Raw genomic sequence first — 22481 nt, 5'->3', positions numbered from 1 at the left:
CGTCACCCGATATCAAAGGCTGCAACGCGGCGGCCCGTTTGCCGGAACAGTGTCTCGAGCGCCGTTGGATCAGGCGCGGGAGGAGGATTGTCGAGAAAGCCCATTCCTGCGCTGCGTGGCAAGGCGCAGGCGGCCGTAACAAGGATTGTTTCTCCGGCCGGGATCGTGCCGCGCAACTGCGGCAGGATTGTTCTCGCGTGCAGGAGATTGGTATTGGCGATCGGCAGATGCGCGCGCCCCTCCCGCTTGTCGGCCGCCAGATCGACAATCGCAGTGACATCCTCTTTGCCGAACCAGACGGCACGACCGCTCTCCGACTGCGACGTGTCGCGTGCGAAATCGGCGCGCGCAATGGCAAAGCCGCCTTCGATCGTCATCAGCGGACGAGGCGTCTGCACCTTGTGCAGCCGGATATGCCAGGGGGCGGCCGGCAGAAGATAGGTTTCGATCACCACATCCGCATAAGGCCGCCACCGCGAGAAAAGAGCGCTACCGGCGATCAGCGCCTCGTCCAGGGTCTCGCGCATCCGGAAATGCACGCCGTCATCGGAGAGGCCGAGCATGCCATCGAAGGACGCGGCGTCGAAGTGGCGGTCGTTTGCCTCGATATTGAAGGTGTAGCGGGTGGAATAGACAAATTTCGCATATTTTTCATTGGAGCCGCGCATCTTGTCGTGCTCCTGGCCGGACGCAAGGACGACGATGTTCCCCTGTGTATGCATGGCCACCATGCCGGGCTTTTCCAAGGGGACAGCGTCGTCAAAGACGGGCGCATTCGCTTCCTCTGCCAGCCAGAAGGGGTGGTCCTCCGGCAAGGCCAGGGCCAGGAAGAATTTCAGCGCCCAGTAGGGTGAGCCGGCGGAGTTGTAACTCTCGCTCATCAGGAGGTTCGGGTAGCCGTACCCGACAGACAGCACGCGGTCGCGATCTGCGATCGGCAGCTGCGACCAGTATCGGATGTGGCGCAGGTAATAGCCCTTGATCTCGCCCCAGGGCAGCGCCTCCAGATCCGCAAAGGCGAGCGCTGCCCAGAAGCCGCCGGCGGCGAAACGATAGGTCTGGCTGCGGCCGAAGGCCAGCGCTGCCCCGTCCGGGCCATACCAGTGGCGGATATCCGGTGCGAACCGCTTTGCGCGGGCCAGGAGCCGCTCGTTCCGGGAAGGGTCATCCTTGCAAAGGGTCGCGTAAATGAGGCCATAGAAATGCATGGCAAATGGGATGTAATGGTCGACACGCCGGACCGGACCATCGCGATACCAGCCATCACCGATGTCGAAGGCTTCCAATTCGTCGAGATAGGCCTCCGTCTTCGACCGGTCGTAGCTGGCGCCGATGCGGGTAAGGCCCAGATCGACAAGGACCCGGAAGAACTTCCAGTTATTGTCCACATAGTCTCGATCGCGCGCGGCAAGGAGATAGGCTTCGATCCTGCGTTTTGCCGAGGGTTCAAGCGGTTCGAAAACATGGTCTGGCACAAGCGCCAGGGCAAAGCCGATGGCCGCCAGCTCGACCAGGCGCTGGTTGCGGTCGCCGACATCCCCCCAATATTCGGGATGGTCCGGATCGGTGCCATTCGCCAGGCCTTTGCGGTACAGATCCCAATGCGGAAACGTGCCGCCGCCGGCAACGAAAGGGACAATGCCCCAAAGCGGCCGTGCAAAGCCTTCGAGATCTGCGGCAGCATGATCGAAGATCGCGCCAGCCGCCGAAAGCCGCACCCGGGCGCCGCCCTCGGAGAAATAGGGAAGCAGCGGATCAAAGAGGTCCAGCAGTGCCTTCTGCAGGTCCGCACGGCTCTTCAAGGGATTGCCGTTCAGGGCATTGGCGCGGGCGGGATCATACATTCTGGCACTCATATCTTCATGACAGGATCGCATATGCGGCGGGGCTAGCTGACCACCGTGACCGGCACGGACCGGTTTCAGTGGCACATTCCCATGCATCGGTTGTCGGCAGGCAAGAGCGGTCCCGCTGAAGCTTGCGCTGCGCGGGACCGCCGGGAAAGGATCAGCGGATGGCCTTCACGCCCTCGGTCATGTCCTTCAGGCCCTGATCGACGGGAACATTGTCGGTCATGATGGCATCGTGGACGCGGTTGAGAACCACTTCGATCTTGGCGGCGTTCGGGTTCACAGCCATTTCGAGGTAGGACTTGCCGGCCTTCAGTGCCGTGCGGCTCGCCTCGTCCTGCGGGAAGCCCGGCAGGCCGGCAATCTTCGCCGCGACGTCGTCGGACCGGATTGCAGGGATGGTGCCGGTTTCGGCAATGATCTTGGCGCCTTCCGGACCGGCCGCGAACTTGATGAAATCGAGCGCCGTATCCTTGCGCGCCGAATTGGTATTGACCGAAAGCCCTGCCAGCTGCGCCGCGGTCGTGCCGGCTGCAACGCCTTCAGGATGCGGGAAGCTGACGATTCCCCAGTTCGCGCTCTTGGACTCGCCGCTCTTGACCTTGGCGATCTGGGTGCCGATGAACCAGGTGCCCATGGGGAGCATGCCGATCGTCCCATTGAAGAAGAGCGCCGAATAATGGGTGTTCGAGGTCTTCAAAGACGCGTAGGACGGGATGGCACCGCTCTTCTGCAATGCGAGCGCCCGGTCGTACCACGGCTTCAGGAAGTCATACTGACCTTCCACCAGCGTATGTTTGCCGTCCTGAATGCCGGGCAACTGAACCGTCGACCGCCAGGTGTGCAACAGGGCGCCATAGACCTTGTTGGCCCCAAAACCGCTTTTCAGCTTCTCCGCAATCTCATCGAATTGCTTCCAGGTCATGTCATTGGTCGGATAGGCCACGCCGGCCTTGTCGAAAACATCCTTGTTGTAATAGACGACCCAGAAATCCGAACGGAAGGGAAGGGCATAGATCTTGCCGTCGATCGTCAGCTCATCGAGAAGACCGCCATAGGCTGCCGGATCGATTTTGGCCTCGGTAATGGTGTCGTTCAGCGGCGCGATATTGCCGGCCTTCACGAGCGTTGCGTAACCCGGCACATCCTTGATCGTCACGACGTCGATATCGGTGGCGCCGCCGGTCAGCTGGGTGGCGATCATCTGCGTGTAGTCCTGCGAGCCGAGATCGACATGCTCGAACGTCACATTCGGATGTTTGGCCTGATAGGCCTCGATCAGCGGCTTGTAATAGGCAACCTTGTCCCAATCCCAAAGCGCCCATTTGAGGGTTACCGGCGCTGCGGATTGCGCAAGGGCTGCGCTTCCCATTGAAGCCGCCATGCCCAATCCGGCGGCGGCGGCGATCATTGATCTCGACAGGATATCCAGTTTCATACTCATTCTCCTTCCCTGATTTAATGAGGCAGGTGGCGCTCAAGCCGCCTGCGGCGTCCTATGGTCCTGCTAATCCTCCCGAACCGTGGCCAGAACCTCTGCCACCGCCCCGCGTGCGCCGAATGCCACGGCGAACATTCCGAGTGAGAAATTGACGGTCACCGGAAGAAAGACGGAGACCGGGTAGAAAGCGATATGCGCCAGCCAGAGGCCGCCGACGAAAAGAAGTGCTGCCAGCATCGGCAGCGGCCGCAAAAGCGTTGCAAGGGCTGCCAGTCGCACGGTCTGCCAGATGGAGAGGCGGCGTCCGACGCTGATCATGACCGCATAGGGAAGCATGATGGCGACGAAAGCGGTGGCGACGAGGCTCATGGCCAAGGGCGCAGCATAAAGAAGCGTGTCCCGTGCGGCGGCGCCATAGCTGACGACCGCATAGACACAAAGAGCCAGGACCAGCGCGCCGGACAGGCCGATCTGCAGCGAGCGCAGGGCATAATCACGCATGGCTTCGAGAAACTCGCGCAGCAGATACACGTTGCGATCTTCCGCCATGGATCGGCAGATGCGTGCCGTCGCGAAGGCGGCCGCCGGCAGCGTGACGATTGGCAGGCTGGCCAGCAGGAAGAGCAGGTTCAACTTGACGAGTTCCCACCATTCGCGGCCAATGATCTCGAAAAACAGCGCGAGCCCGGTCTTCTTCGGCGCATCCTTGGCGATGCCCTTGCCTTCCCTGGTCCACAATGCCTCCAGCCATTGCATGCCGCTTCTTCTCCGCTTGCCGCTTAATAGAGAATGGATCGTTCGGTCTTGGGATCGAACAGCTGCGCATTGGTCATATCGGCCGTCAGCGTGATGTCGTCGCCGATGCGCGATCGAAAGCGCGGCGAAACCCGGGCGATCAGGGCGCGTCCCGCGGCGATGAGGTTCAGGTGGATTTCCGATCCCATCGGTTCCGCCAGTTCGACGACCGCCCTGAATGGCGCCGTATTGGCCGGATCGATGTCGCCCGGTGCCAGTTCGTGGAAATTTTCCGGCCGGATGCCGAGGACGATTTCCTTGCCCACGTAGGGCGCAATCCGCCCCGCATTGAAGCTGGCGGGAAGCGGAAGCCTCTGCCCATCGACGATGGCCACGAAACGCTCCCCCTCGCGCTCGATCATCGCGGGCAGCAGGTTCATTTGCGGCGCTCCGATGAAGCCGGCGACGAACATGTTGACGGGCCGGTCATACAGGTTCTGCGGCGTATCCACCTGCTGGATATGACCATCTTTCATCACCACGATGCGGTCCGCCATGGTCATGGCTTCCACCTGGTCGTGGGTGACGTAGATGAAGGTCGCGTCCAGCCGCTTGTGCAGCTTGGTAATTTCGGCGCGCATGGTTCCGCGCAGCTTGGCGTCGAGATTGGAGAGCGGTTCGTCGAGCAGGAAGACCGCCGGATTGCGAACCATGGCGCGACCAAGCGCCACGCGCTGACGCTGGCCGCCGGACAAAGCCTTGGGCTTCCGGTTCAGCAGATGCGTGATGTCGAGGATTTTCGCCGCCTCCTGCACCTGCCGGTCGATCTGATCGCGCGGCGCCTTGCGGAGCGTGAGGCCGAAGGCCATGTTCTTGTAGACCGTCATATGCGGATAGAGCGCATAATTCTGGAAGACCATCGCAATGTCGCGATCCTTCGACGGGACGTCATTCATCAGATCGTCGCCGATCATCAGTTCGCCGCCGGAGATTTCCTCCAGTCCGGCGATCATGCGCAGCGTCGTGGATTTACCGCAGCCGGACGGCCCGACGAGAATGATGAATTCCTTGTCGGCGATTTCCAGGTCGATATCGTGCACCACCGTCAGTGCGCCGAAGGTCTTGTTCAGTTTTTTCAGCGAGATGCTGGCCATTATCCCCTCACGCGATCACCAATAGGAAGACCAGCGGCGCGACAGGCGCGTCAGTGCTTCCATGTAATAATAGTCCCCCCAGGATACGCACTCGTCGACGCCTTCGCCGCGGCAGGTATTGTGCGGGGTCTTCCTGGAATAGGTGCCATGCAGGACCAGGCCGTTCGATAGGGCCGGGTCCTTCACGGCATAGGCTTCCGTCAGGCTCTTCATCATCCGCCGGGCCAGATCGCGGTAGCGCTCTGCCTCCTCCGGCTCGACCAGCTCCGCCATCTCCAGGAGGCCGCAGGCCGTGATGGATGCGGATGAGCTGTCACGCGGCTCGTCCGAACCTTCGGTGAAGATCAGGTCCCAATAGGGAACGAGATCCGCCGGCAGTCTTTCGAGATAAAACCGCAGCAGGCGCTCGAAGGCTTCTCTGTAGGCCGGCAGCCGCTCGTAGCGATAGGAGAGCGCCATGCCCGCAATGCCCCAGGCCTGGCCGCGCGCCCAGAAGCTGTCGTCGCTATAGCCCTGCTTGGTGGCGCCACGCACCGGGGCGCCGGTTTCCGGATCCATGTAGAAGGTATGATAGGTTGAATCGTCAGGCCGGACCGAATTGGCAAGCGTGGTGCGCGCATGGGTCAGTGCGATTTCGCGATAGCGCTCATCGCCCGTTTCGCGCGTTGCCCAGTAGAGCAGCGGCAGGTTGAGCAGGCAGTCGATAATATAGCGGTACTCATCGGGATTGCCCTTGCGGCCCCAGGCCTGAATGAATTGGCCCACCGGCTGGTAGCGCTCAATGAGCTGGTCGGCCGCCAGGAGCGCCGCCTTGCGCCCGTCTTCGTCGCCCACCAGTTTCCACGCCGCGATGCAGGAGGGCGAATATAGGAAGCCCATGTCGTGGTGATCGGTCTCGATGCGGTTCTCGATCCGGTGCAGGAAGCTCTGCACCTGGATCTGCGCCGCATAGCGGAACACCTTGTCTCCGCTATGCTCGAAGGCCAGCCAGATTTCGCCCGGCCAGAAGCCGGCCGTCCATTGGTCATTGGCCACCGGCGGATAGAGATTGCCGACGCTGGAATGGTTCTGCGCCGCATAGGTGAAGCTCGGCAGGTTGCGACGCACCTGGTCTACGGCAATATCGAGGGCCGCCGCAATCTCCTGATCGGTAATCGGCGTCGGGGCGGATCGCAGCGCGGCATCCATGGGGGTCAACCTTTCAAGCCTGACGATGCGACGCCTTCGACGAAGAAGCGCTGCAGGGCCAGGAAGACGACGAGGACCGGAATGAGCGCCACCACGGAGGCGGCCATGATCAGTCCGTACTCGGCCGAATATTGCGAAATGAACATGCGAAGGCCGATCTGGATGGTCTTCAGCTCGGTCTTCGTCAGATAGATCATCGGCCCCAGAAAGTCGTTCCAGGTCGTGACGAAGGTGAAGATCGTCAGCGTCGACAAAGCCGGTTTCGACAGGGGCAGCATGATCTTCGCCCAGATCTGATACTCGTTCATGCCGTCGATCCGCGCCGCCTCGCAAAGCTCGTTGGGGATCGACATGTAGAATTGCCGCATGAGGAAGACGCCGAAGGCGGTGAAAGCCTGCAGGAAGATCAGGGCGAGGTGGGTATTGTTCAGGCCGAACTCGCGCATCAGCAGGAATTGCGGGACCATGTAGACCTGCCAGGGCATGGCGATGGTCGCAATATAGCCGAGGAACAGCGTGTTCTTGTAAGGGAAATCGAGCTTGGCGAAGGCATAGGCCGCGAAACTCGAGGTCAGAAGCTGGAGTATGGTGACGATGATCGTCAGCTTGGACGTGTTGTAGATGAACAGGGCGAGCGGGATCTTCGTCCAGATGTCGACATAGTTCTGCCAGCGCGGCTGCGCGGGGATCCATTCGATCGGGAAAGCGAAGACATCGCGGTCGAGCTTCAGCGAGGCGGACAGCATCCAGGCGAATGGCAGCAGCATCACGACGGTGATCACGATCACGGTCAGGTAGACGGCGAGGGTCGAGCCTTTGATCTTGTGGCCAGCGATCTTCATGGCGATCAGTCCTCCCGCTGCCGACGGAACTGGACGACGGTGACAACCAGGACCAGAAGGAAAAGAACAAGGGCGATCATGCTGGAATAGCCGAGATCCCAGGAAATGAAGGCCTCGTTATAAATGTGGTAGACGAGCACCAGCGTCGAGGTTCCTGGCCCGCCCTGGGTGATCATGTAGACCTGGTCGAACACCTTGAAGGACTGGATCGTCAGCATGACTGTGACGAAGAAGGTGGTGGGGGCAAGCTGCGGCAGGGTGACGTGGATGAATTTCTGCCAGGCATTCGCCCCGTCGAGGCCGGCAGCCTCGTAGAGTTCGGAGTTGATCCCCTGCAGGCCGGCAAGATAGATCACCATATAATAGCCCATGCTCTTCCAGATCCCGAACAGGATGACCGTGATCATGGCCCAATGGCGGTCGGCGGCCCAGCCCGGCAGATTTTCCGGCGGGATGCCGATCGTGTAGAGCAGCATGTTGACGGGCCCCATTTCGGGGTTGAACACCATGTTCCAGACGACCGCCACGGCGACGAGGGAGGCGACATAAGGAAAGAACATGGCTGTGCGGAAGAAATTCCGGCCGAAGATCTTCTGGTTCAAAAGCACGGCGAGGCCGAGCGCGCAGGCCAAAGTCAAAGGAACGGACACTGCCGTGTAGATGATCGTGTTCCAGAAGGCGTCGATGAAGGCCGGGTCTTCGAAAAGACGCCAGAAATTGTCCAGCCCGGCAAAGGTGATCGGGTTCGATCCGTCCCAGTGCATGAAGGCCAGCGCGAAAGCAAAGAGGATCGGCCCGAGCGTGAAGATGGCAAAGCCCAGGAAATTGGGCGCAATGAAGGAATAGGCGATCAGCGCGTCTTCGATCCGGCGCCGGCGCTTCGACACGACGCGGACTTTCCGGCGGCCGGCCACCTGGCGCTGGCTGTCTGACATCACTGGGCTTATCGTGCTCACCCGTTTCCTCCTGCCGCCCGGATCCGTGGATGTCCACCGGATGGGTCTGCGAAAAAATCGCGTTTCATGCTATCCGGCCGCAGGATCTGCGGGTCGGCCTCCGACGATCTGCATAGCATGGATTTTGCAGTGGTCAAACAAATTCCTATTAGATATGACCAATCTGCTGGATAAGCCAAAATAGGTATGATAAGTGGATCGTGCGGTTGCAGGGGAAGCGACCGCGGAGGAGCAATGCCGTGTTCATAGAGCGAGCGAATTTTGTGGCGCCTGTCCTGCGGGATGTTGCGCCCCTGGCGCAAACAGCGTCTACGACCTCTCCCTTCGATGCTCTCGATCCGAAGCTCGCCCAGATCTTGCTGGAAGAGGGTGAGCAGGCGCTGTCTACACCCTGGACGCAAATTCTCGCCAGCCACTATCGTGCCTATGTCCGGACGGGTGACAGGGCCGGTTTCGAGGCGCTGTATTTCGCCCGCCGGCTGAAGCTCAACCACCTGGTGCTGGCCGAATGCGTCTCCCGGCAAGGCCGCTATCTTGACGCGATCATCGACGGCCTCTGGCTGATCGCGGAGGAAAGCGGCTGGCAGCTTCCCGCCCACAATGCCTATGAGCGTGGCGGAGCGCGCAAACCCCTGCCGGATCCGGCCGAGCCGGTGATCGATCTCTTCGCAGCCGAAACGGCGGCCAATATAGCCAGCGTTCTTTCGCTCTTGCGCGCGCCGCTCTCGGCTGCGGATGAGACGCTTGTGCGACGGCTGGAAAGCGAGGTCGAGCGGCGCATCCTGCAGCCTTATCTCTCCCGCCATTTCTGGTGGATGGGCCGGGGCGAGGAGAGGATGAACAACTGGACGGCCTGGATCACCCAGAATGTGCTTCTGGCAAGCTTCCTTCTGCCCTTCTCCCAGGGTCAGCGCAAGGCGGTGGTCGACAAGGCCCTGCACAGCCTCGACGCCTTCATCAAGGATTACGCCGAAGACGGTGCCTGCGAAGAGGGGGTCGTCTATTACCGCCACGCGGCTCTCTGTCTGTTCGGCGCCATGACCGTGCTGGATAAGGCCTCGCCCGGCCTGATGGAGCCTGTGTGGCAGGAGCCGAAAATCCGCAATATGGCGGACTTCATCTGGCGCATGCATGTCAGCGGCGACAGCTATTTCAATTTTGCCGATGCCGCCGCCATCGTGCCACCCTGCGGCGCGCGCGAATTCCTGTTTGGCCGGGCGGTACGCTCGCCGGCGCTGCAGGCGTTTGCAGCCGAAGGCTGGCGGCGGTCGCCTTCGCCCTTGATGCAGGAGGAGTGGAATCTCTGGTACCGCCTGCAGGCCATAGAGGCGTCCGCGGAGATTGCCGGCTGGGCCGATCCACCGCCGCCGGCCTCGGACTGGTTCTATCCGGGCATAGGCCTCGCCATCGTCCGGGACGCGCAATTTGCCGTTGCCGTCAAGGGTGGCAACAATGGCGAGAGCCATAACCACAACGATGTCGGCAGTCTCACCGTCTACAAGAATGGTCGGCCTCTGCTCATCGATGTCGGGGTGGAGACCTATACCGCCAAGACCTTTTCGCCCCGTCGCTACGACATCTGGACCATGCAGTCAGCCTATCACAATGTGCCGAGTTTCGGCGAGGTGATGCAGGCGGATGGCGAGGCCTTTGCGGCGCGCGACCAGCAGGTCCGTTTCGCCGAGGAGGAGGCGGAGATCTCACTCGATCTCGCCGGTGCCTATCCGCCGGAGGCGAAGGTCGAACGCTATTGGCGGCGGGTCCGGCTGCTGCGCGGCCGGGCGCTCGAAATCCGCGACGAGCATCTAGGCAAACGGCCGGCCGTCCTGTCCCTGATGACGGTGGAGGAGCCAAGCATTGAGGCGGGGCGGATCCGGCTCGGCGAGCTTGCGGAAATCCTGACCGAGGGCGCCGGGGCGATCACCGCCGAGACCATCATCATTTCCGACGCCCGTCTGCGCCAGAGCTGGCCCGAGCGTCTCTATCGCATTGCCGTGCCTCTGTCCGGGCCGACGCTGACGCTGACGATCATCTAGGAGTAGAAGAAATGCAACTGACCCTCAGGGTGATCGATGCGGCAGGCACGGTGAAGGGCGAGACGACCGGCGCGCGCGAGGCGGTTCTTGTCTATCGCGAGGAATATAAGCCAGGCGACCGGCTTGAGCTTGTCGCCTCGCAGGCCGGCCATGCATGGGTCTCGCTGGATGCCGGGGTCATGCCGGCGCTCTTGTACCTGACTGAGGCGCCATATGCCTTTGTCGTCCCCTTTTCCGATGCACGCAAGACCTATGCGCCGCTCGCATTCGAGGGGCAGCTCCATCGCCTGCAGGTCCGCCAGGCCGAGCCCTGCGAAGTTGCTGCGCGCCGAAATCTTGCCCTCAATCCCTTCGATCAGCACGGCAATGCGGCGGTATTTCCGCATGCGGAGGCCAATGTCGAAACACGCGGAGAGGCGGCCTTTGCGGCCCGCAATGCGATCGATGGCGAAAGGGCCAGCCATGATCACGGTTTCTGGCCTTTCACCAGCTGGGGCATCAATCGCGATCCGGAGGCGGCCTTGACGCTCCACTTCGGCCGGCCGGTGCTCCTGGACGAGGTGGTGCTTTATCTGCGGGCCGATTTCCCCCACGACGCCTGGTGGCAGGGCGCCAGCATCAGTTTCTCCGATGGCAGCCTCGCGCAATTGTCGCTGCGCAAGTCCGGCAACGGCCAGCGTTTTCCGCTTGAGCGGCGGGTGGTGGAATGGGCAAAGCTTCACACGCTGATCAAGGCCGACGATCCGTCCCCGTACCCGGCCCTGACGCAGATTGAATTCTGGGGCTCCGAGACGCAAGGTTGAAACCCTGTCGAGCCAGGCCGGCGCAAGGCGGCGGCAACGAGGGCGTGCTCCTCAGCGGGCGCTTGCAATGCCCTTGATATGCAGTGGATACGATCAGCCCTGGGAGATGCCGCGCATGTCGCGCAGCATGTCCCGGTAGCGCATCTGGCTGCCGCGTAGATGGGCCTGCATCGCATCGCGCGCGGCGGCGTCGTCGCGGTCGGAGATCGCCAGAATGATCGCCTCGTGCTCCTTGTGGATCAGGCGACGATAGGCGGTCTGCTGGGCGCCCTGATGCTCCGGAACCACTTTCGATTGCGGTATGGCAGCCGGGCCGTATTGTTCGAGAAACGCCATGAAGAGCGGATTATTGGTGGCCGTGGCAATCGCCATATGCAGGGCAAGATCGGCCTCGCGGATCGACTGATCGGCCTCGATGCAGGCGAGAAGCCTTGCATGGCAGGCGAAGATCGCCTCTTCCTGGGCCGGGGAGCGCCGCTGGGCCGCCAGCCCCGCCGCCTCGATTTCCAAGGGCGTCCGGACCTCAAGCACTTCGAGGTCGGAGGACAGGCTCTGGCGGTCGACGCCTGGTGCGGCTGGTTTGGCATGCGCCGGCCGAAGAACGAAAATGCCTGCGCCCTGACGGACATCGACCAGCCCATCGCAGCGCAGAGCGGCGATCGCTTCGCGAATGACGGTTCGGCTCACGCCATGCGCCTCGGTCAGTTCGATCTCACTCGGCAGACGCTCGCCGGGCGAATAGTCGCCGCTGAGAATGGCCTGACGCAGACTGTCGCTCACTTTCGAAACCAGAGAGCCTGTCTGACGGCCGCGAGTTTTCGTTTGTATCGTCACAGGTCCACGCACCAGTCCGTTGCGGTAAGATTTCCCCTTATTAGGTATGATGAATTTCGCGGATCTACAACTCTTTCTTTGAAAAGTTGGGATACATATGACGAATTTGGCAGGCGGCGGACTGCGTTCAGCCGGCGCTTGACCGGCTCTGGCGTCAAACTGCGGGTCAGTTGCCGATGACGGTGATGTCGGCAGGCCGGATCAGCGCGTAGTTGAAGCGAAGGGTCTCGTCTCTGGTGGGCACATACATCGGGATCTCGACGGACCGGATGTCGCTGATATCGACCTGGAAGTGATAGGTCCTCGCCAGCCAGGCCTGCATTTCGGCAAAATTCTCCGTGCCCGTTGTCTGGACTAGGAGGATAGGCCGCGCGTCGGAGACGTCGATTGCCGGCACGAAGTCACCATAGGTGATGGTCACCACCGGGACATCCTTGAACTGGAAGCGCAGGTTGCCGCCCGTCCGCCAGTCGCCCGTGACGATCAGGGCGGGGGAGAGTGTCTCGTGAGTTTCGAACCAGGTGGCAAACGCCTTCCAGTCGTAGTTCGAGCTCGTTCGCTGCCCGATCAGCGCCATCAGCGGCAGGGAGACGAGAATGGCCAGAGGCACCAGCACCATCGTGACAAGACCGATCGGCACGAATCGCGAGACGAAACGGGCGAGATTGAAGCCTGACTGCTCGAGCCAGAGCGTTGCAAGCAGCGGCAGGGGCATGAACAGCGGCAGGAGCCAGCGGTCGCGGATTTCCGTCAGCGTCATGACGCAGATAAGCACCAGCATGATGATGCCGATGGCAATGAAATAGGTCCGGAAGAAGCGATACCAGTCACGGTTCCCGGTCGGCTCCCTCGGCGTTGCGCCCGCTCGCAGCGACAGGGCGATCAGCGCTACCGGAACGCAGCTGATGACGGCCGCCCCGCCGATGAAGGTCAGAATGCCGAGTGCGATCTGCAGCAGGCGGCCGCGCGGCGCGTCCTCGGCCATGCGTTGCAGCGTGACATCCGAGGCCAGGCCGAGATTGTCGAAGAGCCAGAGAAGGTGAGGGACACACAGAACGGCCGCGATCGCGACGGAGACCAGAAACCTTCGATCGAGAATTCGGGCGCGCCCGACCGGATGCTGCCAGACGGAGAAAAGCACCGCCGGTAGAATAATGAGGCTGTTGTATTTGGACAGAAAGGCCATGCCCACGCAGAGGCCGATGCCGATATAGAGCGACAGGCTGGCGGATTGGATGACCTTCACGATCAGGTAGAGGAGCAGCGTCACGCTCAGCATCAGCATGGTCGTGTGGGTCAGGTCGCGCTGCGCCTGCCAGAAGACCTGCGGAATGACGAAGAGCGCAAATGCCGCGACAGCGACCAGGCGCCGGTCGGTCAGAACGAGCCTCGCGGTCTTGATGTAGAAGAAGAAGATCAGAAAGAGGACGAGATTTTTCGCAATTGCAATGCCGGCGATCGAGATCCCGAACACGGAAAACAGGATCTGCTGGTACCAGTTGTAGAGCGGCGGCTGTGCGTCGTACCCGAAAGCCAGCCATTGATCGAAGAGAACCTGCTGTGCCTCATCGATTCGCAAAGCAGGCGAGAGGAAGGTGCGGATCAATGTCTGGAGCAGGAAATAGGCCGCAAACAGACCAAAGAGTGCGTAGGGTTTCGTCACCAGGCTGTAGACGAGGCGCATCAGGACGCTTCGCGCCTGGCTGAACCCTTCCGCTGCTGCTGATCTGACAAGCGTCCGCATGCTTTTTCTTCATTTCCACGTCGTTCTGTCTGGCGCATCCTCAAATCTGATAGATGCTCCAGCGGCTGGAAACCGATATCCGTGTCAAAACCCTGAAACAAGGGGTTGCTGCTCTCTTATCCAAAACACTCAAGCGTCCGATTGGTCCGGTACGCTCTTCGCCATTATCAACGATCGGCGCCACATTGCCACCGAGATGCGCGTCGCAGCGGCCCGCGCTGGCTAGCCCGCGGCTTGGTCTGCGACCGAGAGTTTCACGCGATCATGCTCTGCGGGTCAGATAAGATCAAAAGCTGCGCGAACAAAGTTCAGACATTTCAATTCCGCCTCGCTACACTCCGATTTGGAGCGAGCGAATGTTGCCTTTGGGAGGAGGCCGACATGTCGATTGAGGACGATCCCGACGAAATCTGAAGCGTGACGACTGGAGACGGCAGGAAAGCCGTGCCGTCGCTTGCCGAACGCGTACCGGCGACAGCGTCGCCTCGCCTGCGAGGAACGGACCACTTGGGTCCGGCTCCCAAGCCACCGCAAGAGGTGGCCGCACGAATGCACTTCCTTGGAGGAGAAGAGAGTGACTTCGCATATCAAATTGCAGTTTGCCCATCCGCCGGCCCGTCCGGGAGACAAGCCTGATTTTTCATCCCTGGAGATCCCGCAGGCCGGCACGCTCCCGGTCCTGGCCCATGATGTGGCGGCGCAGGATTGCATCGATCATGCAAATTCGCTCGTCCGGGTGCTGAATGATGCCGGCGAGGCTGTGGGGCCCTGGGCGGAGTATCTCGCGCTCGAGGACCCGGATGCCTTGCGCAGCGGACTGCGCGACATGATGAAGTCGCGCATCATCGACATGCGGATGATGAATGCCCAGCGGCAGGGGAAGATGTCCTTCTATATCCAGGGCATCGGCGAGGAAGCCGTGGGCTGCGGTTTCCAGCGCTATCTGCGCAAGGGAGACATGAACTTTCCCACCTATCGGCAGCAGGGCCTGCTGATCGCTGCCGGCTACCCGTTGGAAAAGCTGATGGGCCAGTTCTATTCCAACAGTTTCGATCCGCTTCTGGGCCGACAGTTGCCGACGCTGCATTCGGCACGGGAGTATGGATATTTCACGGTGTCCGGCAATCTCGGCACGCAATATGTGCATGCCGTCGGCTGGGCCATGGCCAATGCGCTGACAGGGCAGGATACGATCGCCATCGGCTGGATCGGCGACGGATCGACGGCGGCCAACGATTTCCATACCGCCCTTCTCTCCGCCTCGTCCTATTGGCCGCCGGTCATCCTGAACGTCGTCAACAACCAATGGGCCATTTCCACCTATACCGGTGTCGCCCGCGGCCATGGCCGGACCTATGCGGCCCGCGCGCTGGGCTACGGGATTCCGGCGATCCGGGTGGACGGCAATGATTATCTCGCCGTCCTGGCCGCCTCCAAATGGGCGACGGAACGGGTGCGCCAGGGCCATGGCGCGGTCCTGATCGAGTGGTACACCTATCGGGTCGGCGCCCATTCCTCGTCGGATGATCCGAGCGCCTATCGCCCCAAGGATGAAGCCAAGGCCTGGCCGCTCGGCGATCCCATCGAACGGCTCAAACAGCATCTGATCCTGATCGACGAGTGGAGCGAAGCCCGCCATGTGCAGGCGGAGTCGGAGATCCTGGCGGAGGTCATCGAGGTTCAGAAGCGGGTGGAGGCGGCCGGCACCATGCTCGATCCCCAACCCATTCCCGGCGCCAGCCTCTTCAAGGGGGTCTATGCCGATACGCCGGAGCACATCCGCAGGCAGCGTCAGGAAATGGGGGTCTGACATGGCAAACATGACCATGATCGAGGCCTTGCGCGACGCCATGGACGTCATGCTCTCCCGCGATCCCAAAGTGGTGATATTCGGCGAGGATGTCGGCTATTTCGGCGGCGTCTTCCGCTGTACGGCCGGCCTCCAGACCAAATTCGGCGAGGAGCGGGTCTTCGATACGCCGATCAACGAGAGCGCCATCGTGGGGCTCGGGATCGGGATGGCGACCCAGGGCATGAAACCCTGCGTCGAAATCCAGTTCGCCGACTACATGTATCCCGCCTACGACCAGATCACCCAGGAAGCCGCACGAATCCGGCACCGCTCGAACGAAGAATTTTCCTGTCCGATGGTGATCCGCATGCCGACCGGCGGCGGCATTTTCGGCGGCCAGACGCACAGCCAGAGCCCGGAAGCGCTTTTCACCCATGTGGCGGGACTGAAGGTCGTGCAGCCGGCCACGCCCTATGATGCCAAGGGGCTGTTGATCGCGTCCATCGAGGATCCCGATCCGGTCATTTTCCTGGAACCCAAGCGTCTCTATAACGGGCCTTTCAACGGCGACCACAAGGCGCCGTCGCAAAATTGGAAGAACCATCCGCTCGGCCAGGTGCCGGAGGGCTATTACTCGGTTCCGCTCGGCAAGGCGCGCATCCACCGTGAGGGCGAAGCCGTCACCATCATCACCTATGGCACAATGGTCTTCGTGGCCGAGGCCGCGGTGGAGAAGGCGGGGATCGATGCGGAGATCATCGATCTGCGGTCGCTTCTGCCGCTGGATCTCGCTGCGATCGAGGAATCGGTCCGCAAGACGGGACGCTGTATCGTGCTGCACGAGGCAACCAAGACCTCCGGCCTGGCGGGGGAGATCATCGCCTGCGTGCAGGAGGCCTGCTTCTACCATCTCGAGGCGCCCATCCAGCGCGTGACGGGCTGGGATGCGCCTTATCCCCATGCGCTGGAATGGGATTACTTTCCCGGACAGGATCGCGTTCGCCGGGCACTTCAAGCGGTAATGGAGGTCTGACATGGCCATCAAGACAATTCGCCTGCCGGATGTGGGGGAAGGTGTGACCGAGGCGGAAGTCGCCGAAATCCTGGTCAAGATCGGAGATTTCGTGCGTGAGGACGATCCGATCGCGGCCGTCATGACGGACAAGGCGACGGTCGAGATCACCTCCGCCTATGGCGGCACCGTGGTGTGGATCGGCGGGGAGGTCGGCAAGACGCTGGCGATCGGATCGGATCTCATCCGCATCGAGGACGATGCCTCGAAGGGCGGAACGCCGGAGATGCACGCGACGGCGGACAGCGCCGGCGCACCGCCAGTCGCGTCTGCGCCACCTGACGATGCCCTGCAGCAAGAGGCGGAGAATGAAGCGCCGGCGCAGGCCGAGGCCGAGCCCCCGGCTGCAGCGGCGCATGGCGCCCAGGCGGCAATCGCGTCGGCAGTTGCCGATGCAAACAGCCTTTCGGCGGACAAGAGCCATGCCGCTCCTCGCATGCCGGACCCGATGCGGGTTGCACCGGTCCGGCCCGAAGGCGCCGCCGTCCTGGCGTCCCCTGCCGTGCGCCAGCGGGCGCGTGAGGCTGGGATCGATCTGCGACGGGTTGCGGGCACCGGGCCGGCCGGGCGGATCACCCATAGCGATCTCGATCAGTGGTTCGACGACGGGCGGCAGCAGGAGATCCGCCCGGGGAGGGGGACTGCCTCGCCTTCGCAGCCGTCGGAGGAGATCGTCGAAACCGTCAAGGTGACAGGGCTCCGGCGGATGATCGCGCGGCGCATGAGCGAGGCCAATGCCGCCATCCCGCATATCACGGTCGTCGAGGAGGTGGATGTCACGGAGATCGAGGCTTTGCGTGCAAGGCTCAACGAGACCCGCGGCGACAAGCCGAAGCTGACCCTCCTGCCGCTGGTGGCGGCGGCGCTGGTCAAGGCCCGCGAGACATCGCCGAAAGTCTTCGCGCGTTATGACGATGAAGCTGATCAGGTCTTCTATTCGAGCGCCGTCCATATCGGCATTGCGACCATGACGGATGGCGGTCTCATGGTGCCGGTCTTGCGCCACGCCCAGGACCGGTCTCTCTTCGACATGGCCGGAGAGATCACCCGGCTTTCGGACGCCTGCCGCAGCAACAAGGCGAAGCGCGAGGAATTGTCGGGCTCGACCATCACCATAACCTCGCTGGGGCCGCTCGGCGCCATCGCCACCACACCCATCATCAACAAGCCGGAAGTGGCGATCCTCGGGATCAACCGCATGGCCATGCGGCCAAGCTGGAACGGCTCTGCCTTCGTGCCGCGGATGATGATGAACATCTCCGCCAGTTTCGACCACCGCATCATCGACGGCTTCGACGCGGCGGTATTCGTTCAGAAGATGAAGACCCTGCTGGAAACCCCGGCCCTAATTTTCATGAAGGACTGACAGATGACCGATCTCTCCTGCGATGTCCTTGTCATCGGGGCCGGCCCCGGAGGCTATGTCGCGGCGATCCGCGCCGGCCAGCTCGGGCAAAAGACGATCATCGTCGAAAAGCAGGCGGTGGGCGGCACCTGCCTCAATATCGGCTGCATCCCCTCAAAGGCGCTGATCCATGCGGCGGATGAGTTCCACTGCGTGAAGGAAGCGGCCGCCGGCCACTCCAGGCTCGGTATTTCTGCGCAAAGCGCGGCGATCGATCTGTCGCGCACCATGAGCTGGAAAGACGGCATCGTCCGCCAGCTGACCGGTGGTGTCGCCGGCTTGCTGCGCAAGGCAGGCGTCGATGTGATGACCGGCATGGCCACCGTTCTGGACGGCAAGACGGTGCAGGTGGAGACCGGCGAGGGATCGGTGCGCATCGCCTGCCAGAACCTTGTGATCGCGACGGGCTCCACTCCTGTGACGGTTCCGGCACTGCCATTCGGCGGCGATATTCTCTCCTCCACCGAGGCCCTCGCGCTGACTGAGGTTCCGGAGTCGCTGGCGGTTGTGGGCGGTGGCTATATCGGCCTGGAGATCGGCACCGCCTTCGCCAAGCTCGGCGCCAGGGTTTCCATCATCGAGGCCAAACCCCATATTCTGCCGCATTATGACGAGGACCTGTCAAAGCCGATCAGCGCCCGGCTGAAGGCGCTTGGCGTTTCTCTCAGCTTCGATTCCGTGGCACAGGCCCATGATCCGCAGCGGGGCCTGCTTTCCGTGCGCAAGGGTGACGCTGTCGAACAGGTGCCGGCGGAAAAGGTGCTGGTCACTGTCGGGCGAAAGCCCGCCCTGCAGGGATTCGGATTAGAGAGCCTGGGCCTGGATATGCAGGGCCCGTTCCTGCGCATCAACGACCGTTGCCAGACATCCATGCGCGGCGTCTATGCCATTGGCGACGTCACCGGGGAGCCAATGCTTGCCCATCGCGCCATGGCGCAGGGCGAGCTTGTTGCGGATGTCATCGCCGGCCATCCGGCACGCTGGGACAAGCGCGTCATCCCGGCCGTCTGCTTCACCGACCCGGAGGTGGTGGTGGTCGGAATGCTGCCGGCTCAGGCGAAGGCGGCCGGCCATCAGGTGGAGGTCGCATCCTATCCGATGCGGGCCAATGGACGCGCTTTGACTCTCGAACGGTCGGACGGCTTCGTCCGCATCGTGCACGAAGCCAAATCAGGGCTTGTGCTCGGTTTCCAGGCCGTCGGCGCAGGCTGTGCCGAACTGGTTGGCGAATTCGGGCTTGCAGTTGAAATGTGTGCCACCGTGACGGATCTTGCCGCCACCATTCATGCACATCCGACCCTCTCGGAAACCCTGCAGGAGGTTGCGTTGTCGGCCCTTGGGAAGGCGCTTCACGCCTGATGCTCCGCATGCGCGGCGACCCGGCGCCGTCGCGGCCGCCCGCACCTGCCTCAGCGGTGTAAAATCGGCGAATATCTATATTTTCCAGTATCTTGATCTGGTGGATCCCGGTCGGCCCGGGTCCTGTCCCTGATAAAATATGAACCGGGATAGGGCCCGTCGAAACGCGGCATTAACCTTTATTTTCTACTTCATAGAGCTGCCAAGTGAGTATGTGGTCGGTGTCATGCAGTTTCCCAGAACAAACTTTTCCAAAGCCTCCGAAACCCAGACTGAGGATACACAAGGAGGCCCGATGAAACCTGGTCATGCTGCGCCGCGTCCGCAGGTCGATCCAAACGAGGCGACCATTGAACAGGCGCCGTGGCAGGCGGCCTTCAAGCTGGCACCCAATGTCCGTTTCACCCGCACGCCGGAAGCCGCATTGGCGCGTCCGCGAGCGCGCGATCAGGTTCAGGCGGTGTCGCCTGAAGAGCGGATGCCGGCGGCCGCGGAGCGTCTTGTCGAGCCAGTGGATCTGCCGCTCGCCGGCCCCTCGGATCCCGCTTTCGCGCCGGAAATCCTGGTCCAGGCTTTGACCGGCGCGGCGACGGCCCTGCACCAGCCGCCAGCTCTCAATCTGCCGCAAAAGCCGAAGGTGAAGCCCGAACCGTCACCCCGTGCGCTGATTTTCAAGCGCGCCAGGCCTGTAGAGGTGCCTGCAGTGCCGCCGCAGGTGGAGGTGGCGCCCGCGCCGACTTATCCGGTCACGTATCCCGTGTCGGCCAGCGCCGCTTCGGCAAAGGATATGGCTGCCGCTTCCAAGCCCAGCACCATGCCTGGCGCATTGCCGCTTTGGCTGTCGGATTTTGCCTTTTTCGAAGGCGGGATGCTCGGCGATCTGCCGGCAACGGCGCCGGTATATACAGCCGCTCCCAACGCCGCAGCCGGCCCTTTGCAGCAGGGCGCTCTTCGCCCGGCTTTGGGAAGACCGGCAGTCGATGCGCGTCCGTCCTTGCAGAATGTTCAGCGGCGCCAGGCGACTTCAGCCGGGCCGGTCACCGCATTTTACCGTGAAGTCCGGCTTTCCGACCGGGCAACAGTCGCAAAGGCTTTGCCGGTTCAGGGCATGGCCGTGGCGCCGATGCCGGTCGTGCCGCCTTTGTCTGTCGCGCCTGGAGAGATGGAAACGGTTGCCGCGCTCGTCGATCGTGTCATGCAATCCTCCGCCGGCGCGCAGGTCCTGCCGGAAGGAACAGATCCGCAAGCCGCTCCGGCAACCCTGCAGGTCATGGCCGGCCAGGCTGCCGATGCCAGACAGGCAGGCGTCGCATCCTCGCAAACGGCCGCTCCCGCCGCCGATGGCACGCGGTCCGAGATCCTGATGCCAGACTCTGGCGAGGCCTTTGCACCGAAGCCCCCGGTCATGACGACAGAGGCGGGCTCGACACGCCGCAAGCCGCAGGGTCTTCTCGGCTTGCAGGGCGCCATGACCGTTCGCCAGAGCGATGATTCCTACGAATTCCCGCCAATCTCGCTGCTGCAGAAGCCCTATGGTCAGCAGACCGAGGCCATGCAGCCGGACACGCTGCAACAGAGTGCCGGTTTGCTGGAAAGCATTTTGGAGGATTTCGGCGTCAAGGGCGAGATCATCGATGTGCGGCCGGGGCCGGTCGTCACGCTCTATGAATTCGAGCCGGCGCCGGGCGTGAAATCCTCGCGGGTGATCGGCCTTGCCGACGATATTGCCCGGTCCATGTCGGCGCTTTCCGCGCGCGTGGCCGTGGTCCCCGGCCGAAACGTGATTGGCATCGAACTGCCGAACCATGTCCGGGAAATGGTGTTTTTCCGCGAACTGATCGAGTGCGAGGATTATTGGGAAACCAAGCATCGCCTGCCGCTCTGCCTCGGCAAGACGATCGGCGGCGAGCCGGTGATTGCGGAACTGGCCAAAATGCCGCATCTGCTGGTCGCCGGCACCACCGGCTCGGGCAAATCCGTCGCGATCAATACCATGATTCTGTCGCTGCTTTACCGGTTGCGCCCGGAAGAATGCCGCCTGATCATGATCGATCCGAAAATGCTGGAACTCTCCGTCTATGACGGAATCCCGCATCTCCTCACGCCGGTTGTCACGGATCCGAAGAAGGCCGTTCTGGCGCTGAAATGGGCCGTGCGCGAGATGGAGGACCGCTATCGCAAGATGTCGCGGCTCGGCGTGCGCAATATCGACGGCTACAATGCCCGGGCAGCTCAGGCGCGCGAGAAGGGTGAAACGATCACCGTCAGCGTGCAGACCGGTTTTGATCGCAATACCGGCGAGATCGTCTACGAGGATCAGGAACTCGATCTGTCGCCCATGCCCTATATCGTGGTGGTGGTCGATGAAATGGCCGACCTGATGATGGTGGCCGGCAAGGAAATCGAAGGCGCCATCCAGCGCCTGGCACAGATGGCGCGTGCCGCCGGCATCCATCTGATCATGGCGACCCAGCGTCCCTCTGTCGATGTCATCACCGGCACGATCAAGGCCAATTTCCCGACCCGTATCTCGTTCCAGGTGACCTCCAAGATCGACAGCCGCACGATCCTGGGCGAGCAGGGTGCGGAGCACCTTCTCGGCCAGGGCGACATGCTGCACATGGCCGGCGGCGGCCGGGTGTCGCGCGTTCATGGTCCTTTCGTATCGGATGCTGAAGTCGAGCATGTGGTGACGCATCTGAAGGCGCAAGGGCGGCCGGATTACCTGGGCACCGTGACGGAAGACGAGAACGAGGTGGACGAGGAGCAGGAAGCTGACGGAGCGGTCTTCGACAAATCCGCCATGGGTTCCGAGGATGGTGACGATCTCTACGACAAGGCCGTGAAGGTCGTGATGAAGGACCGCAAATGCTCGACATCCTACATCCAGCGCCGCCTGTCGATCGGCTATAACCGCGCTGCCTCGCTGGTGGAACGCATGGAGCAGGAGGGGCTTGTCGGCCCGGCCAACCATGTCGGAAAGCGGGAGATCATCTCCGGCAAGACCGGCGTTTCGCAGGGTGAGGAATAATACCCCTCGACTGACTGTGGTCTGAGCCTTGTCTGTCAAAAGTTCTGGCGAGGCTCAGTAGATATTACGGTTTGCTAAAGTAATGGTTAGGCCAGGACGCGTCATGCGGCCCTGGCCTCATCGCGTTCCGGTGGTCATCGATTATGAAGCACTTGTGACACACCGGCAGAAAACTTTGTCGAGACGTGGTCCTGCAGCCGCCTCTGTCCCATTTGCGCGGTGCAGGAGATCTCCTATAT

General features: G+C 62.0%; 16 protein-coding genes. 7 read left to right on the top strand and 9 right to left on the bottom strand.

All coding sequences use genetic code 11. From position 1 onward, the window contains the following. Positions 1-2: 2 nt before the first annotated feature. From QTJ18_RS05105 to QTJ18_RS05075, 7 genes are all read right to left on the bottom strand, one after another. Positions 3-1844, bottom strand: coding sequence for a DUF2264 domain-containing protein (locus tag QTJ18_RS05105; protein WP_252753095.1), 1842 nt, complete (start codon positions 1842-1844; stop codon positions 3-5). A gap of 163 nt (positions 1845-2007) precedes the next feature. Then, the gene (locus tag QTJ18_RS05100) at positions 2008-3288 is read right to left on the bottom strand and encodes an ABC transporter substrate-binding protein (protein WP_252753096.1); all 1281 of its coding nucleotides are present in this window, start codon (positions 3286-3288) and stop codon (positions 2008-2010) included. A 69-nt stretch (positions 3289-3357) separates the two neighbouring features. Further along, positions 3358-4047, bottom strand: a complete 690-nt coding sequence (locus tag QTJ18_RS05095) for a DUF624 domain-containing protein (protein ID WP_252753097.1) — start codon at positions 4045-4047, stop codon at positions 3358-3360. Positions 4048-4070: 23 nt separating this feature from the next. Beyond that, positions 4071-5180: an ABC transporter ATP-binding protein gene (locus QTJ18_RS05090; RefSeq protein WP_252753098.1), complete on the bottom strand. Its 1110-nt coding sequence runs from the start codon at positions 5178-5180 to the stop codon at positions 4071-4073. 15 nt (positions 5181-5195) lie between these two features. Next, a complete protein-coding gene (locus QTJ18_RS05085) occupies positions 5196-6368 on the bottom strand; it encodes a glycoside hydrolase family 88 protein (RefSeq protein WP_252753099.1) in 1173 nt (390 codons plus the stop codon). A 5-nt stretch (positions 6369-6373) separates the two neighbouring features. Next, positions 6374-7210, bottom strand: a complete 837-nt coding sequence (locus QTJ18_RS05080; RefSeq protein ID WP_252753100.1) for a carbohydrate ABC transporter permease — start codon at positions 7208-7210, stop codon at positions 6374-6376. A gap of 5 nt (positions 7211-7215) precedes the next feature. Beyond that, positions 7216-8145, bottom strand: coding sequence for a carbohydrate ABC transporter permease (locus tag QTJ18_RS05075; RefSeq protein WP_252753310.1), 930 nt, complete (start codon positions 8143-8145; stop codon positions 7216-7218). 260 nt (positions 8146-8405) lie between these two features. Here QTJ18_RS05075 and QTJ18_RS05070 point away from each other — a divergent pair, with 260 nt between their 5' ends. Both QTJ18_RS05070 and QTJ18_RS05065 read left to right on the top strand, forming a co-directional pair. Then, positions 8406-10202 (top strand): heparinase II/III domain-containing protein, encoded by a 1797-nt coding sequence (locus QTJ18_RS05070; RefSeq protein ID WP_489667210.1) that lies wholly within the window; start codon positions 8406-8408, stop codon positions 10200-10202. 11 nt (positions 10203-10213) lie between these two features. After that, complete coding sequence (locus tag QTJ18_RS05065; RefSeq protein WP_252753101.1) at positions 10214-11005, top strand: carbohydrate-binding protein; 792 nt, start codon at positions 10214-10216, stop codon at positions 11003-11005. A gap of 93 nt (positions 11006-11098) precedes the next feature. Here QTJ18_RS05065 and QTJ18_RS05060 read toward each other — a convergent pair whose 3' ends face one another. Both QTJ18_RS05060 and QTJ18_RS05055 read right to left on the bottom strand, forming a co-directional pair. Next, entirely contained in the window at positions 11099-11833 is a 735-nt protein-coding gene (locus tag QTJ18_RS05060) for a FadR/GntR family transcriptional regulator (protein ID WP_252753312.1), read from the bottom strand. Between the two features lie 172 nt (positions 11834-12005). Next, positions 12006-13583 carry a glycosyltransferase family 39 protein gene (locus QTJ18_RS05055; RefSeq protein WP_252753102.1) on the bottom strand — a complete coding sequence of 526 codons (1578 nt, stop codon included), beginning with the start codon at positions 13581-13583 and terminating at the stop codon, positions 12006-12008. A 574-nt stretch (positions 13584-14157) separates the two neighbouring features. Here QTJ18_RS05055 and QTJ18_RS05050 point away from each other — a divergent pair. From QTJ18_RS05050 to QTJ18_RS05030, 5 genes are all read left to right on the top strand, one after another. Continuing rightward, positions 14158-15393: a thiamine pyrophosphate-dependent enzyme gene (locus QTJ18_RS05050; RefSeq protein WP_252753103.1), complete on the top strand. Its 1236-nt coding sequence runs from the start codon at positions 14158-14160 to the stop codon at positions 15391-15393. Position 15394: 1 nt separating this feature from the next. Further along, positions 15395-16408 carry an alpha-ketoacid dehydrogenase subunit beta gene (locus QTJ18_RS05045; protein ID WP_252753104.1) on the top strand — a complete coding sequence of 338 codons (1014 nt, stop codon included), beginning with the start codon at positions 15395-15397 and terminating at the stop codon, positions 16406-16408. A 1-nt stretch (position 16409) separates the two neighbouring features. Beyond that, positions 16410-17813 carry a dihydrolipoamide acetyltransferase family protein gene (locus QTJ18_RS05040; RefSeq protein ID WP_252753105.1) on the top strand — a complete coding sequence of 468 codons (1404 nt, stop codon included), beginning with the start codon at positions 16410-16412 and terminating at the stop codon, positions 17811-17813. Positions 17814-17816: 3 nt separating this feature from the next. Next, positions 17817-19211 (top strand): dihydrolipoyl dehydrogenase, encoded by a 1395-nt coding sequence (lpdA, locus tag QTJ18_RS05035; protein ID WP_252753106.1) that lies wholly within the window; start codon positions 17817-17819, stop codon positions 19209-19211. Positions 19212-19506: 295 nt separating this feature from the next. After that, positions 19507-22242, top strand: a complete 2736-nt coding sequence (locus QTJ18_RS05030) for a DNA translocase FtsK (protein WP_252753107.1) — start codon at positions 19507-19509, stop codon at positions 22240-22242. The last annotated feature ends 239 nt before the right edge of the window (positions 22243-22481 follow it).

The sequence above is a fragment of the Rhizobium sp. SSA_523 genome (genome assembly GCF_030435705.1).
In the GTDB taxonomy this organism is placed as follows: Bacteria; Pseudomonadota; Alphaproteobacteria; order Rhizobiales; family Rhizobiaceae; genus Neorhizobium.
This window is presented reverse-complemented; position numbering and strand designations above follow the sequence as displayed.

Bases quoted from the DNA above. Each gene is read 5' to 3' on its own strand.
- QTJ18_RS05105 (WP_252753095.1), bottom strand. From the start codon at position 1,844: ATGTATGATCCCGCCCGCGCCAATGCCCTGAACGGCAATCCCTTGAAG.
- QTJ18_RS05100 (WP_252753096.1), bottom strand. From the start codon at position 3,288: ATGAAACTGGATATCCTGTCGAGATCAATGATCGCCGCCGCCGCCGGA.
- QTJ18_RS05095 (WP_252753097.1), bottom strand. From the start codon at position 4,047: ATGCAATGGCTGGAGGCATTGTGGACCAGGGAAGGCAAGGGCATCGCC.
- QTJ18_RS05090 (WP_252753098.1), bottom strand. From the start codon at position 5,180: ATGGCCAGCATCTCGCTGAAAAAACTGAACAAGACCTTCGGCGCACTG.
- QTJ18_RS05085 (WP_252753099.1), bottom strand. From the start codon at position 6,368: ATGGATGCCGCGCTGCGATCCGCCCCGACGCCGATTACCGATCAGGAG.
- QTJ18_RS05080 (WP_252753100.1), bottom strand. From the start codon at position 7,210: ATGAAGATCGCTGGCCACAAGATCAAAGGCTCGACCCTCGCCGTCTAC.
- QTJ18_RS05075 (WP_252753310.1), bottom strand. From the start codon at position 8,145: ATGTCAGACAGCCAGCGCCAGGTGGCCGGCCGCCGGAAAGTCCGCGTC.
- QTJ18_RS05065 (WP_252753101.1), top strand. From the start codon at position 10,214: ATGCAACTGACCCTCAGGGTGATCGATGCGGCAGGCACGGTGAAGGGC.
- QTJ18_RS05055 (WP_252753102.1), bottom strand. From the start codon at position 13,583: ATGCGGACGCTTGTCAGATCAGCAGCAGCGGAAGGGTTCAGCCAGGCG.
- QTJ18_RS05045 (WP_252753104.1), top strand. From the start codon at position 15,395: ATGGCAAACATGACCATGATCGAGGCCTTGCGCGACGCCATGGACGTC.
- QTJ18_RS05040 (WP_252753105.1), top strand. From the start codon at position 16,410: ATGGCCATCAAGACAATTCGCCTGCCGGATGTGGGGGAAGGTGTGACC.
- lpdA (WP_252753106.1), top strand. From the start codon at position 17,817: ATGACCGATCTCTCCTGCGATGTCCTTGTCATCGGGGCCGGCCCCGGA.
- QTJ18_RS05030 (WP_252753107.1), top strand. From the start codon at position 19,507: ATGAAACCTGGTCATGCTGCGCCGCGTCCGCAGGTCGATCCAAACGAG.